Here is a 16065-nt window from a genome sequence, read left to right as displayed (position 1 = left end):
ACAAAAATAAACAATTGATGATTTTAGAAATGAAAGTTCCCTCTCCGGGAGAATCAATTACAGAAGTAGAAATAGCAACTTGGTTAGTTGAGGATGGTGATTATGTAGAAAAAGACCAGCCTATTGCCGAGGTAGATTCTGATAAAGCAACTTTAGAATTACCTGCTGAAGAAAGTGGTGTAATTACTTTAAAAGCAGAAGAGGGTGATGCTGTTGCTGTAGGTGCTGTAGTTTGTTTAATTGATATGGATGCACCAAAACCTGATGGTTCTAGTGCACCCAAAAAAGAGAGTCAACCCACTAAAGCCAAAGAAGCTGAAGCACCAAAGGCAGAAGCTGTAAAAGAAACCTATGCAACTGGAACAGCATCACCAGCAGCAAAAAAGGTATTAGCTGAAAAAGGTATTTCTGCTAGCGAAATTAAAGGCACCGGAAAAGACGGTAGAATAACCAAAGAAGATGCTTTAAAAGCTGTGCCTTCTATGGGAACACCTGGTGCTGGGTCTCGAGGTAGTGAGCGAAAAAAATTATCGATGCTTCGTAGAAAGGTGGCTCAACGACTAGTTTCTGTTAAAAATGAAACAGCCATGTTAACGACTTTTAACGAAGTAAACATGCAACCTATTTTTGATTTACGTAAACAATATAAAGAAGATTTTAAAACAAAACATGGAGTTGGTTTAGGCTTTATGAGCTTTTTTACCAAAGCTGTAGTTCGTGCTTTACAAATGTATCCCGAAGTAAACTCTATGATTGATGACGATTATAAAGTTAGTTACGATTTTCAAGACATTTCAATTGCTGTTTCAGGACCAAAAGGATTAATGGTGCCTGTAATTAGAAATGCTGAAAACTTAACATTTAGAGGTGTTGAAAGCGAAGTAAAACGTCTAGCACTAAGAGCTCGAGATGGTCAAATTACTGTTGATGAAATGACTGGAGGAACCTTTACCATTACCAACGGAGGTGTATTTGGATCGATGTTATCAACGCCTATTATTAATCCACCTCAAAGTGCTATTCTAGGCATGCATAATATTGTAAATCGTCCGATGGCTGTTGACGGTCAAGTAGTAATTCAACCTATAATGTACGTTGCTTTATCGTATGACCATCGAATTATTGATGGTCGTGAATCGGTAGGATTTTTAGTAGCTGTTAAAGAAGCCTTAGAAAACCCTATAGAAATATTAATGGATAACAATCCTACAAAAGCATTAGAACTATAATTGGTTTTATTATTAACCAACGAGATTTATAGTTTCTTATAAACAAAAAAGCAGGGTTAATTTTAAAGTTAACCCTGCTTTTTTTTAAAGTAATTATCTCCCCAATTACTCCTTATACATTTCTTGATAGTACTTTTGGTAGTCTCCAGTAGTAATGTTTTTCACCCAATCTTGATTATCTAAGTACCATTGCGCGGTTTTTTCTATTCCTTCTTTAAATTGTAAGGACGGTTGCCATCCTAATTCGTTTTTTAATTTTGAGGCATCTATAGCGTATCTATAATCATGCCCCGCTCTATCGGCAACATAGCTTATTAATTTTTTAGATGTTCCTTCTTTTCTCCCCAACAATTTATCTACTGTTTTTATTAAGACTTTTATTAAATCAATATTCTTCCACTCATTAAACCCGCCAACATTGTAGGTTTCACCGAATTTTCCTTTATGAAAAATCGTGTCAATTGCTTTAGCATGATCTTCTACATATAACCAATCTCTCACATTTTCTCCTTTTCCATATATGGGCAACGGTTTATTGTTACAAATGTTATTTATAAATAACGGAATTAATTTTTCAGGAAATTGATTAGGCCCATAATTATTAGAGCAATTTGAAATAACTATGGGTAACTTATAAGTATTGCTAAAAGCTCTTACAAAATGGTCTGAAGCTGCTTTTGAAGCAGAATATGGTGAATGTGGGTCGTAAGGGGTGTTTTCTGTAAAAAAACCACTATCATTTAAACTGCCATAAACCTCATCTGTAGAAATATGATAAAATAATTTATTAACATCTTCTACCCAATTATTTTTAGCTGCTTGTAATAAATTTAAAGTTCCTAAAACATTGGTTTTTGCAAACGAAAAAGGGTCTTTTATCGATCGATCAACATGTGATTCTGCCGCTAAATGAATTACGCTATCAATTTTATATTCTTTGAATACTTTGTCTATTGTTTTAGAATCACAAATATCCGCCTTTATAAACGTATAATTAGGCTTGCTTTCAAGGTCTTTTAAATTTTCTAAATTACCCGCATAAGTAAGCTTATCAAGATTAATGATTTTATAATCAGGGTATTTATTTACAAATAATCGTACTACATGAGACCCTATAAAACCAGCTCCTCCAGTAATTAAAATGTTTTTCATCTTTAGTAATTAAATGGGGTATCTAAATCTTTAAAAGTTGATAGCGCTGTATCTTTATTTGATAATAACGTTTCTTCTAAACTAATTTTCCAATCTATATTTAGACAAGCATCATTCCATATAATACCTGAATCATATTTAGGAGCATACCAATTATCAACTTTATATGCAATTATAGCTTTTTCGGATAAGGTGACAAATCCATGCGCAAATCCTATAGGAATAAATAGTTGTTTTTTATTGTCTTCTGACAATTCTACGGATATATGCTTACCATAGGTAGGTGAGTTTTTTCGGATGTCAACAACAACATCTAACACTTTTCCTTGAATACAACGAACTAACTTTGCTTGTGCAAAAGGAGGCTTTTGAAAATGCAATCCTCTTAAAACACCTCTTATAGATTTTGATTCATTATCTTGAACAAAATTTATTTCTTTAACCTGTTGTTGAAATTCTCGTTGGTTAAATGACTCGAAAAAATAACCTCGTTGATCTCGAAAAACTTTCGGTTCAATAAGAATAATTTCTGGAATATCTGTTTTTGTAAAAAGCATGTTAGTCTTTTACTAAATTTAATAAATAGTCTCCGTAACTGTTTTTATTTAACGATTTTGCTATTTCTTTTACTTGTTCTTTATTAATATAACCCATATACAAGGCTATTTCTTCTATACAGGCTACTTTTAGACCTTGACGTTTTTCTACTGTTTCTATAAACTGACTAGCACTCATTAGCGAATCAATTGTACCTGTGTCTAACCAAGCAAAACCGCGCCCCATCAGTTCTACTTTTAGTGCTTTTTTTTGCAAATAGGTTTGATTCACATCCGTAATTTCTAACTCACCTCTTTCTGAAGGTTTTATGTTTTTTGCAATGTCAACAACATTATTCGGATAAAAATACAAACCTACTACTGCATAATTTGATTTAGGATTAGCGGGTTTTTCAACAATAGAAATTGCATTTTTATCGGTATCAAATTCTACCACCCCATAACGTTGTGCATCTTTTACCGTATAACCAAATATGGTTGCTTTTTGGTTTTGCTGAGTATTTTTTCTGGCTTTTTGAAGCATCTCTGGAAGTCCGTGACCATAAAAAATATTATCGCCTAAAATTAAACAAACGTCATCGTTACCTATAAAATCTTCTCCAATAATAAATGCTTGTGCTAATCCGTCAGGAGAAGGTTGTTCTTTATAAGACAACGAAATGCCTAAATTTGAACCCGTACCCAACAATTTTTTAAAATTAAATAAATCATCAGGAGTTGAAATGATAAGTATTTCTCTAATTCCTGCCAACATCAATACAGATAAGGGATAATATACCATCGGCTTATCATATACGGGGAGCAATTGTTTAGATACTCCTTTTGTAATAGGGTATAAACGTGTACCTGATCCGCCTGCTAGTATGATGCCTTTCATTAGGGAGTTAATTTATAACTTAAGAAAGTAAATGTAATGAAAGTATATTGAATAGAGAATCAATTCTTAGAAAGAACTGTTCCTGCTTTTATAACTGTATCATCTTTAATGCTCATAGGCATATCTATTTTTGTTCCATTTCCTATACATACTCTCTTTCCAATTATAGCACCAGTAGAAATACTCGTAGTTGGCATAATTATACTGTATTCACCAATCTTTGTATTATGTGAAATAATTGTCGCTGTATTTAAATAAACGAAATCATCTAGTTGAATATCTACTGTTAAAAACACTATTAGCCCCTATTACAACTCCTTTTCCTAAATTTACCGTTTTTTCATCGTAAATTTCTACTGCTGTATGTAAAATTGAAGGGGAAGTAATTTTGGGATTATTAATTCTGGCTATTATTTTTTCTTTTACATTAGGATTTCCAATACCTACAACAATTGCAAAATCTTCTTTAATTTGATTTATAGAATCTACTGTACCAATTATAGGGTATCATTAACTAAGTCATCAGAGAAATTATCATCAAAAAAACCTAATATATCCCAGACCTTTCTTCCCCTATTAATACTTTGAATTATTTCTAAAACTTCTCTCCCTAATCCTCCCGTACCTATTATTGCAATTTTTTTCATTTTAATTAACTTCTTTCTTTGCAATTAATTTAAAGATATAAATATATGTTATTATAAGAATTAATGATATAAGGCTTAAAATCAGAAGTTGAGTAGAAAAATTAAGTCGATAAGAATAAAAAACAATTATATTGATACTTAATTGAAGAAAAGCATAAAACATTGACACCTTTAAATGCGGTATTTTTAATGTATGTACTAACTTTTGATAAATATGTTTTCTGTGTGGCTCTGTTAATTTTTCTCCATTTAATTTTCTATAAAAGACCGTTAAAATAGCATCGCCACTATAAACGGATACTAGTAATAACAATACTGGTGATTTCAACTTATAAATAAATAAAGAACCAATAAAACATATTAAAACAGCAATGGTAATACTACCTATATCACCAGCAAACATTCTTGCTTTTTTTCTGAAATTGTAAAATCCAAACACTATAATTGATATTAAAACGTAACTTAGCAGACTTGAATCAACAAGGTTCTCTTGATAATTGATCATCAGTAATCCTAAAACACTTACAATACTATAAAATCCTGTAATTCCATTAATTCCATCCATAAAATTATATTCGTTGACCAGTCCAACTCCACCTATTAAAAGAACGGGTAAGATTAAGAAACCTGAATTTGGTATAATACCTGACTCAAAGAAGCACAGCCCAACTGCTAGAAATTGAAAAGGTAGTCGGATAGCCGGACTAAGTGTAATAATATCATCTATAAAACTAATAACAGCTATAAGTGAAACTCCCAGCACAAAATAAGGATACTTAAACTCTGATATAATAAAAAAAATAAGTATTGCCAAAAAAAACAATATACCTCCCCCTCTTATTGTTGGCGTCGTATGTGAACTTCGATGGTTGGGTTTATCAATAATATTAAACTTATCAGCAATTTTTAAATATATAAATGATAGAATTCCCAAAATCATTAAAACACTAAAATAAGCTATATATTTCATCTTTGTAATGTTGTATAATTATTTTTTCATCAAAAACTGCAATTGCCCTTTTTCTAGCCTCAGCTCCCATATTATCTCTTTGTTTTTCAGATAAAAGAAGCATTTTTTCCATTTTTAAAAACAAATCTTTTTCATTTTTAACTTCTACTAAATATCCAGTTTTATGATCTATCACAACATCTTTACAACCAGGTGTATTTGTCGTAATAATAGGTAGCCCAACACTAGATGCTTCTATTAAAACTTTAGACAAACCTTCCCTATATGAAGGTAAAACTAAACAATCCGCTTTTTGCATTTCACTAATAACGTTATCAGATTCCCCTATATATTCAACAAGTCCTTGTTCTATCCATAACTTTAATTCATAATAATTAATTGCCGTCTCATTACTTTTGTATATAGGCCCCAATAACATAACTTTAAAGTTAGAATATCTTCTTTTTAAAATTTTACACGCTTCTATTAACTCTCTAATTCCTTTATCATAAATTAATCTTCCAACAAATAAAAAGATAAATATTCCTTTTCTTTCTTTTTTCTTATTAGGTATAAACTTATTAGTGTTAACTCCTGACCCCGGAATAACTTTAGTTATTTCCTCTTTTACTAATCCATTTTTTAGGAACAAATTTAAATCATCATTATTTTGAAAGAAAACTCTAGATGCTTTATTTTGAGATATTTTATATAAAATCTTTGCAATTTTCGTCGAAAAACTTTGTCTGATAAATAATGTCCCTAAACCTGAGATATTATTGATTACACGAATACCTAAAATTTTTGCCGCTAAGGTTCCATATATATTCGGTTTAATTGCGTTATGGCAAATTACATCTGGTTTGATTTGTTTATATATTTTATAATATTGATATAGCGTTTTCAAATCTTGTAGTGGATTTTTTGAATTATTATTAATGTTGACCTTATAATAATTGAATCCTAAATCTTTTAGCTTATCAGAATAACCATCTTCACTTGCTACCGTATAAATATCATGACCATCTTCTTGAAGAGAACTTAGCAATCCTCTTCTAAAATTATAAACACTCCAAGAGACGTTTGAAGAAAAGACTATTTTCATAGTATAGATAAAATATTAACCAAATTAAAGAATTAACAAAAATAACGAATCAGTTTTAGAACTAGCAATGGAACTTATCATAGTTTCTAAATCCTAAAACCACCTAGTTACGGTATATACGATATATAAGTTAGTATTTATCATATTTCTTTATATATTTTTACATATTCATTAACCATTTTTTCGATTGAAAACATTTTTGATCTTTCTAAACATGCCTCGGAAACACTTCTGTAATGTTCACGGTTTTCTATAAGCTCCCGCACATGGAACGCTAACTCTTTATAGTCACCTTTCTTAAAAAGTATCCCAGCTCCATTGACTACATCTGATAGTCCTTTTACATTACTTGCAACAACTGGCTTTCCACAAGCCATAGCCTCTACCGCCACCAAACCAAAACCCTCGTAATGAGAACTTTGCACTGATAAATCACAAGCTTTAAATAACTTATATACATCAGATCTTTTTCCTAAAAACCGAACTCTATCGCGCAAATCAAGTTTTTCCACAAGTGAAATACATTCGGTTTTAGTTGGACCTTCCCCAACTAAAGCCAAGTAATAGTCACTTGGCAATATACTAAAAGCTTTTATAACCGTCTTTTGATCCTTTTGCTTAGTAAAATTTGATACTTGAATAATTAGTTTCTTATTTTTAAGTTTTAATAAATTTCTTAAATTACTGGTTCTACTATTTTTTATTTCAATTAAATCAACTCCATTTAATACCACTTCATAAAAAGATTTTTTTCTTAAAAGGTTTAAATGCCTTTTCAAATTTTTATTTGTTTGATTCGAAATTGAAATAACTTTTTTAAACTTTGAATAAATAAAACATTCAATAATTTTTAAGAAAAAATTACCTCTACGTTTATTTTCTGTATTATGCTCAGTATGTACTAAATTTGTTCTAGAAAATAAAATTGTTTTCGCTATCGAAGACCAATAAAGTGGGGTACTCAAGTGAGTATGAACAATATCATATTTGTTAATATATTTCAACATTTTAAAAACACATAAAGGACTATAAACCGAAGAAATTCCCAGTACAAAAATATTATACTTAGTCTCCAATTCTTTCAATAAAAAACTATCTGTTCTCTTAAAGACTAATATATCAACCTTAATATTATTCTTTAAATAATATGGAATACTTTTTACAAGAAGTGTCTCTGCTCCACCAATTTCAAGAGTAGGAATAACATGTAGAACTTTCATCAAAAACAACTATTAAAAACAAATAACCACATTTTATCTAACTCCTTATTAATTGTATGCTTTTTAGCATAATTATACCCTTTCTCCAACTCCTCCCTCAGCAAGTTAATTTCCATAGAATTAATATCTAAAACAGTTTTCGCTATTTTATTTGGAGATTTTGGTTCTACCAAAAACCCGCTTCCTCTTTCTATAATATTGTTATTACTGCCAACATTATCTACAGCAATAGGTATCAAACCATAAGACATCGCCTCAGGTAATACTTTACTTGTACCTTCGGTTAACGAGGGGTGTACCAAAATATCATGGTCTTTGAATAAAATATCTAAATTATCTCTTCCTGATATGTGACCATGAAATTTAACATGCTTAGATAAACCTAAGTTCTCAACCAAATTCATCAAGTTTTCTTTTTGGTTACCATCTCCTAAAATAGACAGATTGTATCTGTAGTCTTTCTTTATCAAAATACTCATTGCTTTTATTACATCATCTACTCTTTTTAATTTTTCCAACCTACCAATTGTTAATAAGTTAAACTTACTCTCCTGTTTTAATTTTTCATCTGTACGATGAATACTCGTATGGGTTGTGGAATAATATGCATGAATCAAAGGATTAACCGACTTGAAACGCTCTGCTAATTTATCTCCCGTACACACAGGAACTGTGCTCCTAACAATTAAATTTTGGGATTTAAATAAAAGCTTAGATAATATTCCTATTAATGGCACGTGACTATAGTTTAACTTTAAAGCTTCATCCCACTCACCAGCGATATATGATGTTATTGGTATTTTAAACCTTTTTAAAGAATTTAATATAACCTGTGAAAATACAGAAGGAATTCTTATTTGAATAATGTCTGGTTTAATTGTATTCACAATACTATCTAATTGATAAAATCTCGTTTTTTTATCTAAAATAAAATATAATCTTTTAATAATCCTCTTTTCATACCCCGTAATTGAATGATAAAAAACTCCGTTAGATTCAAATTTATTATAATTCTCAGATGAAGGAGCTAAACAATGAACTTCTCCAAAATAATTTGTATAATACTCCAAAATCGTATTTAACGCATTATTAGTTGTTCCTTTTCCTTTTATTATATAAGGCTCACTTACTACTAGGATTCTTTTTTTTCTATTCATTTTTTTCTGTAAAGGGAGTTTATTAATGTTAATAGTATATAAAAAAATAAAACTTGTTTGAAAAGAGGAGATACCAAATATGAAAAGTCCCCTCTCTGCAAATATATCAAATTGGGAAGCATTAGTAGATAAATTGCCAAGCCCAATATGGATTTGTAAGATGAATTATATAAATATGTGACAACTATCATTAAAAAAAAGTACCACAAAATAATACCGAAATACCCAAAATTAATATAACCTTCAGCTAAATATGAAAAACCTATGCCATAACCTAAATTAAATCCGTTAGTAAAAAAATTACTATTGAACCAGTGTACGCTATTTTTAAATTCGTAAATAAAAGGAGGCACAATCGATCTTTTGATATCATTCAATAAAGATTCTCCATAAAAATAATCCCATGCATTACTATACTTCAAAATAGTCTCATAATTTCTTCCTGATGATAAAAATTCACCAGAAAAGATTCTTATAAAAACATTTTCTGAATTAGGTTTTGTATTCCTAGTAAAAATAGCCTTTAATTGAGATGTTATGGGAATTAAAAAAATCGCTACTCCTAAATATACAATTACTCTTATTTTCGAAGGTTTCTTAATAAAGTAAAATATCAACATTAAAATTAAAACTATCGTTAATAAAACATCTCGCTCACCAATTATTAAGGATATTAATACAGTAATTGTTAATGACATAATTAACTTCATTCGAGGAAATGAACGATAATCATAATAATAATTGAGGATATATAAAGAAAAAATAAAAACAAAAAACTTCGATATAATACCAAAGCCTGAAAAACTACCACTTATAGCCAACTCAGCTTTCGAAGCTACTCCTGAGACTATAAATCTGAGTACATACAAACTTAGGATAATTATTAATACATTCAACAAACCTCCCAAAACCCCTGTAGTAATTTTCATCGATTTTAGTTCTACAACATTAACCCTTCCTCTATTTTTAAGAAAAAAAGCAGAATAAAAACCAATTACTGTTATGGCCAAAAAAATAGAAAATAAAATTTCTCTTATATGGGAAGCCTCTCTTATATTTAAAAAATCAAGAATAATAACAGATGAGTTATATATAAAAACTGTTGGAATTAATAGTACAGGAGGATATAAAAACTCAAATTTAAAGGAGATAGTAAAAAAAACTGCATAAATTAATACGGAAAAAAATAACACCTTCTCATTCACTTGAAAAAGAAATCCAAACATTACAAAAACAAATGAAAGAAAAATTAAAACGTAATTATTATTTTTTGATAGAACTAACATTTACTAAGAATATAGATAAATACAATAAAAAATTAATAACAGAGTATAATAAAATTAAATATCCCGCTCCTATCAAATTATATTTTAATATTAAAAAATCAGAAGAAAGAAATACTAATAATAGCATAAAACTCGAAACCAAAGCTTGAAATTTAAATTTCTGCATACTTTGTAACATGATATTACACAAGCCCGAAAAAGACATAAAAACCTGTGCTACAACTAAATAAAATATAACACTAAGATATTTACTATACTCTTTACTGTAAAGAACCGATATTAAAAAATCTCCAAAAAAATAAAAAAGAAAACAAGTAAACAATCCAATAATCAAAATAAACAGAAACGCTTTTAAAATATAGGTTTTATAGAGTTTTAAACTTCTTTCTCTAAAGGCATCTCTAAATTTCGGTCTAAGTATAATCTCTACTGGGGAAATTACCTGAGACAATCCTGTCATAAAAAAAGCGTAAACTCCAAATACTCCTAGCATTTTAGTTCCTAAAATCTCGTTAATCTTTAATCTAGGATAATTAGTTATTAAAGACATTATAAAAACACTTATTCCTAAAAAAATTGAATTTAAAAAGATATTTTTGATTTTATCAATTTTAAGATGTCTTATATGAAGTTTTACCTTCTCTCTAATATACTTATAATCATACACAAAAAAAACAGCTATGTTTAATGCAATTATAACCCCTAATGCTAATAACAAAGATTTAAATAAACTCAAACAAATCAATAAGGCTACTAAAGATAAAACACTCTTAATTATAATACTTTTAGACATTGTTTTCATCTGATTATTTCTCTGAAAAAAACCATAAAATATATCCATAATTGCCTCAACTCCCTTCAAAAGAGCTACTCCCATTAATAAACCTACAAATTCTTTATTGAAAAAAAAGATAAAAACACCTATTATACTCAAAAAGACAGTAATCAACCTCATATGAAGGTAATTGAGAAAAACTCCCTCATTATCATCCATGTCAACTACTAAAACGCTCCTTGTTTGCATATTTGTTAGCATAAATATTGGCGATAGTATTGCGAGTGTAAGCGTATAAAGCCCTACCTCTTGGGCAGAAAAAAACTTAGTTAGCAAAATAACAAAACTCCACTGATAAAAAGCTTTTATCAAATTTGACACAAATACCCAAGAAAATTCTAATTTCATATCAAGTCATGGATTTTAATACGTACAAAAAACAACTTGCTTATTGTATGTCTTACGCTAATTTTTCCTTGAAACGCCAAGAATAAAACGAACAAAAAGCTCATAAAATTTGAAGTGGAATCTTAATAAGTATTACAAAACACTATTAGTAATTTCACTAGATAATACATTATTCACATCATAAACAACAGACTTTTGATTCTTTAAAATTGAAAAATCTAATTGTTTAAATTCATTATATGCAACGGTTAATACAATAGCGTCTAACTTCTCATTAGGTTTTTTTTTGAAGATTTTAATCCATATTCATGCTTAACGCCCCCTTTCTTAGCCCAAGGGTCATAAATAGTAATCTTCGTCCCATAATCAATCAGTACGTTAATTACATCAACTAATTTAGTATTTCTAACATCTGGACAATTTTCTTTTAATGTTATTCCTAAAATCAGAACATTAGCATTTTTTATAAGAGCATCTTCTTTTATCATTAACTTTATCACTCCAGAAGCCACATATTCTCCCATACTATCATTTAATCTTCGTCTTGCTAGAGTTAATATCAAAACCTATTACCGAATAAAAATTTCCTAATTCTATTACCAAAGGCAATCCAACATAACCCTGTCCGATTACCGCAATTCTTTTTATTTTTAAGTCAATCCTCACTAATCTATTGTTTTTCTATCATTAAAATTCTCTAAAAAATAATCTCAAAAACTTTTTTTCATTGTACAAAAACGCTTTATTTTTTAATCCTCAAAGATGAATAACACATCTATCACAAAAATAATACTTTCTCTATCCTAATAATATTCTATCCCTTTTTTTTCTAAGTACCTTTAGAAATTTATTATAATTCCTAAGATAATCGTTCTCATCATAGATATAGTTTCATTAAATTCTTATCATAATCATAAATCATTTCAAAAAAACTCAATACTTAGTCTAACATTTCACAATGCTGTTCGGCAACACACACTTTAGTTTCAAAATCTTTGGAGCCCTTTAAAAACTCTTTGACTAAAAGCGCCATTTTATGGCTTTAGGTCTTGTTCCAAAAATTATTAAATTCTTCTTTTTCACTAAAATAGATTGTTCATCAAGTAAATTTTAACTCGTTATAATATTTTTTTGCAAAAACAACTCCTAAACCAATTAAAAACCCTATAAAAACAGTAACTAAAAGTATCGTCATTTTACTCATATTCGATTTATTTACTGGAACAGATGTTGGTTTTAAAATCGTAAAAATAGGTGTATTTTCTTTTACTTGAATTTCTTGTGCTTCTAGCTGTTTGGCTAAATCGTTATATACATTAAATGCTAAGTCATATTGTGCCTGTAACGACAACAATCTGGTTTTTGATCGTGCGGTACTCGAAAATTGATTTCTATCTTGATAACTGGCTAATTGTTCTTGTGCTATTTTAAACTCCTTTTCTTTTTCATCATAGCGTTTTTTTATAAAATCTAATTTCTGTTTTGATTTTTTAACTTTATAAGCTATCACATATTTTTCTAATAATTTTTCAGTTTGATAGGTCATTTCTGCTGCCACAATAGGCTCTTCCATTTCAACAGATATGGTTACATAATTGTCTTTATTATTAATCGAAAGGCTTAGTTGTTCTTTTAACCTATTAATTAATCCTTTCTCTTTATTCGAAATAACGATAATACTATCTGATGAAACCCTATTTCCCTTTTCTTTCTTAGCAGATGCTAATAGTAACGAAGGCAGGCCTATCGTATATTTTTTAACCGTTGATAAAAAGCCTGGATTGTACACCTCTGTATAATACTCAGCATAACTAACTTGCTTTTCTTGTCCTTTAATGGTCAGCTTGGTATTCAATAATTCTCTTTGAAAAGGAATACTGTTAATTATTTGAGGGTATAACGAGGGAACAATTTCTGACCCTTCGCTACCTCCACTAATATTAACCCCTGCCAAAGCTGCTAAACCACCTAAACTTCCCCCTACTTTTTCACCTCCTACTTGAGGCAAAAAAACGGTAGATGCGGTATATTTATTAACTGAAAAAACAGCTAAAAAAAGCCCTATGAATGCAAAAATTAAAATTATTTTTAGAATTGTTTTTTTACTCTCAACAACTGTTTTTAATAACTTAACAAAATCTATTTCCCCTGAATCTTCAAATTCTTGTTGTTTTTCCTCTTGCATAACTAATTATTTTACCAAGGTATTAATTAACACCCCCAAAGTAGCTAAACTTGTCGTAATACCAATAACTTCTTGCGCTGTTAATGGGTCTCTAGCAACTGTTTTATTCGGTACTAAAATTAAAGCTCCTGGCTCTAGTTTTGGATATGATTTAAAAAATAAAAATCGTTTTGTAGACTTTATATCGCCATTTGCATATACGACATAAGCTTTACCTCTTCTAGCTTTTTCTGAAAAACCACCCGCATTGTTAACGTAATCTTTTAATGATTTTGATTTGTCGTACCGAACAATCGATGGAGATAATACTTCTCCTTGTACTTGTACGGTTTGTTTTACAGATGGAATGACTAACCGATCACCTTTTTCTAAAACCAAATCGTACTTTGAACCCTTATGAGCCATAATTTTAGCCAAATCAATTCCGATTTGAAAATCTTCTTTTTTTTCTATTAGATCAGAAGTAGCTCCTTTAACAGTACTTAGTGTATCTATTTTTTTTGTAATAGCCTTAAGTGCATCATTTTGCCCTTCGCTTTCATTGGTGTTATTTTTTCTAAATAAAGTCGCCCCTTTTATATAAGCATAAGGCGATAATCCGCCCGCTTTTTTTAACAAATCAGAAATTCTATCTTCTTTATTCTCTATAGCATAGGTTCCTGGATAATTGGCTTCCCCCTCAACAGAAACACTTTTTTGAGTCGTAAAACCTTTTATATAACGAACAGAAACTCGATCAAAAGGTTTCAAATACACTACGTCATTATTTTTAACTTCTAAATTATTTGATGTAGCTAATTGTATATTTTTACTAACCGTTTTAAACGTTCCATCATTAGCTCTTCTCGAAATACTAATTGAACTTACATCTGCCCCTTCTTTAAACCCTCCAGAAATTGCAATTAAATCTTCTACTTGCATGTTTTCTATAAAAGGAATGGTTTGTGGCTTATTTACAGCACCATTGATAGACACCGTATACTCTTCTTTTAATTCATTAACGCTAAATACCCGAACACTATCTTCTCTCTTTAATAGAATATTTTCAGTGTTTTGTAACACATCCTTAACAGAAAAAGGCACTATTTCTTGATTTACTTCGTCTAGAGTTCTATATATAATTCCTCTATCTAAAAAAGCATCTTCTTTAACCCCGCCTGCTTTTTCTATAAGATTGCCAACCGTTATTCCTTTAACTAATTCAAAATTACCCGGTCTATATACCGCTCCTGCAATCGACACCCTATTTTGAAAGCGATTAATAATCTTACCTATGGTTAATTTATCACCATCTTTTAATTTAAAACTACTTTGTTGCGCTAATGGTACTTCGCTAATTTCTTTCTGCCCTTTATTTACCCTTTCTAAGGTAACCATTTCTTTATACGCATCAGATGTAAAACCGCCAAAATAAGCCATTAAATCTTGTAATGTTTCCCCTTCTTTTACCTCATACAACCCTGGTCTTTTTGCTTCTCCTTCTACAGTAACTCTATTTTGATAAGGCTCTACAATAACTACATCTTGATCTCTTAATGACACATTGCCTTTCTCATCACCTTCGGTTAAATAATTATATATATCAAATGTACTTAGTAAATTACCGTCTCTAAATATTTTGATTTCTCTAAACGTTCCGTTTGAAGTAGGGCCTCCTGCAGCGTATAAGGCATTTAAAACAGAAGACAAGGCACTTAATGAATAGGTTCCTGGTACTTTAACCTCTCCAATAATATTAACTTGTACCGTTCTAACATTTGCCAACGAAATATCTACATTTACTTTATTGTAGCTTGAACTAGAAGCGCCTATACCGCCATATATTTTTTTTAAATAGGTTTTAATTTTAGCTTTTGCGTCAGCAATAGATAATCCACTAACATAAACAGGCCCTACATTCGGAATTCGTATAGCCCCATCAAGTCCAATCTTTTTCGTATAATTATTTTCTGCTGCTCCCCAAACATCTATCAATACTTCGTCTCCAGGACCTAATTGATAGCTTTCAGGAGTGGCCAAATTTAAATTAGGCGTAAACGATATATTAGGGTTAGAGAAAAAATCAAATCCAAATAAATCACTTTTCTTGACGTTCTTTTTTTCTGTTCCATCTAAACCAAAAGAATCTTGTTTTTCTTGAAAAAACCCTTCTTGATTAGCTTGATTATCCGTTGTATCTTCACCTTGAAAAGTCGCTGTATTTAAATTCGCTATTCGTTGTTTTAACTTTAAAATTTGAGCGTCTGAAATGCCTTTCGCCTTTGCTGCAATTTCTAATTGATCTATTGTAAGTCCTTTTTCTTGTGCCTTTTTCCAATACAACGCGACTTGTTGATCGGTCATATTGTCAATACGATTAATATCGTTTATATTCTGCGAAGTTATTTGCTGTGAAAAAAGCGAAAAAAGCAGGGTAAATAATGTTAATTTTATATAGTTCATTTTCAGTTTTAATTCTCTTTTATCCTTATAAAAAACAAATTCTAATAGTATAAAAAACTAATAAGTATAAGTGCCT

The 16065-nt window shown here is 29.9% G+C and carries 15 protein-coding genes and 1 pseudogene; 1 reads left to right on the top strand and 15 read right to left on the bottom strand.

The genetic code is table 11. From position 1 onward, the window contains the following. Positions 1-17 precede the first annotated feature (17 nt). Positions 18-1229 (top strand): 2-oxoglutarate dehydrogenase complex dihydrolipoyllysine-residue succinyltransferase, encoded by a 1212-nt coding sequence (gene odhB, locus AB2B44_RS06655; protein WP_369048794.1) that lies wholly within the window; start codon positions 18-20, stop codon positions 1227-1229. Positions 1230-1334: 105 nt separating this feature from the next. On the opposite strand, the gene rfbB is transcribed toward odhB, so the two are convergent. The 15 genes and pseudogenes from rfbB to AB2B44_RS06580 form a co-directional block, all read right to left on the bottom strand. Then, complete coding sequence (gene rfbB, locus AB2B44_RS06650; protein ID WP_369048793.1) at positions 1335-2381, bottom strand: dTDP-glucose 4,6-dehydratase; 1047 nt, start codon at positions 2379-2381, stop codon at positions 1335-1337. A gap of 2 nt (positions 2382-2383) precedes the next feature. Further along, entirely contained in the window at positions 2384-2938 is a 555-nt protein-coding gene (gene rfbC, locus AB2B44_RS06645) for a dTDP-4-dehydrorhamnose 3,5-epimerase (RefSeq protein WP_369048792.1), read from the bottom strand. A gap of 1 nt (position 2939) precedes the next feature. Continuing rightward, entirely contained in the window at positions 2940-3815 is an 876-nt protein-coding gene (rfbA, locus tag AB2B44_RS06640) for a glucose-1-phosphate thymidylyltransferase RfbA (protein ID WP_369048791.1), read from the bottom strand. A gap of 59 nt (positions 3816-3874) precedes the next feature. Next, entirely contained in the window at positions 3875-4111 is a 237-nt protein-coding gene (locus AB2B44_RS06635) for a hypothetical protein (protein ID WP_369048790.1), read from the bottom strand. Between the two features lie 201 nt (positions 4112-4312). Continuing rightward, entirely contained in the window at positions 4313-4462 is a 150-nt protein-coding gene (locus AB2B44_RS06630) for a hypothetical protein (protein WP_369048789.1), read from the bottom strand. Between the two features lies 1 nt (position 4463). Next, positions 4464-5432 (bottom strand): glycosyltransferase family 4 protein, encoded by a 969-nt coding sequence (locus tag AB2B44_RS06625; RefSeq protein ID WP_369048788.1) that lies wholly within the window; start codon positions 5430-5432, stop codon positions 4464-4466. Beyond that, positions 5410-6516, bottom strand: coding sequence for a glycosyltransferase family 4 protein (locus AB2B44_RS06620; protein WP_369048787.1), 1107 nt, complete (start codon positions 6514-6516; stop codon positions 5410-5412). The genes AB2B44_RS06625 and AB2B44_RS06620 overlap by 23 nt, the downstream gene beginning before the upstream one ends. A gap of 140 nt (positions 6517-6656) precedes the next feature. Continuing rightward, positions 6657-7736: a glycosyltransferase gene (locus AB2B44_RS06615; protein WP_369048786.1), complete on the bottom strand. Its 1080-nt coding sequence runs from the start codon at positions 7734-7736 to the stop codon at positions 6657-6659. Continuing rightward, entirely contained in the window at positions 7736-8893 is a 1158-nt protein-coding gene (locus tag AB2B44_RS06610; protein WP_369048785.1) for a glycosyltransferase, read from the bottom strand. The genes AB2B44_RS06615 and AB2B44_RS06610 overlap by 1 nt, the downstream gene beginning before the upstream one ends. Further along, entirely contained in the window at positions 8890-10179 is a 1290-nt protein-coding gene (locus AB2B44_RS06605) for an O-antigen polymerase (protein WP_369048784.1), read from the bottom strand. The genes AB2B44_RS06610 and AB2B44_RS06605 overlap by 4 nt, the downstream gene beginning before the upstream one ends. Then, positions 10157-11362, bottom strand: a complete 1206-nt coding sequence (locus tag AB2B44_RS06600; RefSeq protein WP_369048783.1) for an oligosaccharide flippase family protein — start codon at positions 11360-11362, stop codon at positions 10157-10159. The genes AB2B44_RS06605 and AB2B44_RS06600 overlap by 23 nt, the downstream gene beginning before the upstream one ends. A gap of 263 nt (positions 11363-11625) precedes the next feature. Further along, positions 11626-11886, bottom strand: a complete 261-nt coding sequence (locus AB2B44_RS06595; protein WP_369048782.1) for a UDP binding domain-containing protein — start codon at positions 11884-11886, stop codon at positions 11626-11628. A gap of 419 nt (positions 11887-12305) precedes the next feature. Beyond that, positions 12306-12445 (bottom strand): annotated as a pseudogene (locus AB2B44_RS06590) (UDP-N-acetylglucosamine 2-epimerase (non-hydrolyzing)); the annotation flags it as partial. A 16-nt stretch (positions 12446-12461) separates the two neighbouring features. Further along, positions 12462-13547 carry a Wzz/FepE/Etk N-terminal domain-containing protein gene (locus tag AB2B44_RS06585; protein ID WP_369048781.1) on the bottom strand — a complete coding sequence of 362 codons (1086 nt, stop codon included), beginning with the start codon at positions 13545-13547 and terminating at the stop codon, positions 12462-12464. 6 nt (positions 13548-13553) lie between these two features. Then, positions 13554-15989, bottom strand: a complete 2436-nt coding sequence (locus tag AB2B44_RS06580) for an SLBB domain-containing protein (RefSeq protein ID WP_369048780.1) — start codon at positions 15987-15989, stop codon at positions 13554-13556. Positions 15990-16065: the final 76 nt, after the last annotated feature.

It is taken from the genome of Tenacibaculum sp. UWU-22 (assembly GCF_041021355.1).
GTDB lineage: Bacteria > Bacteroidota > Bacteroidia > Flavobacteriales > Flavobacteriaceae > Polaribacter.
This window is presented reverse-complemented; position numbering and strand designations above follow the sequence as displayed.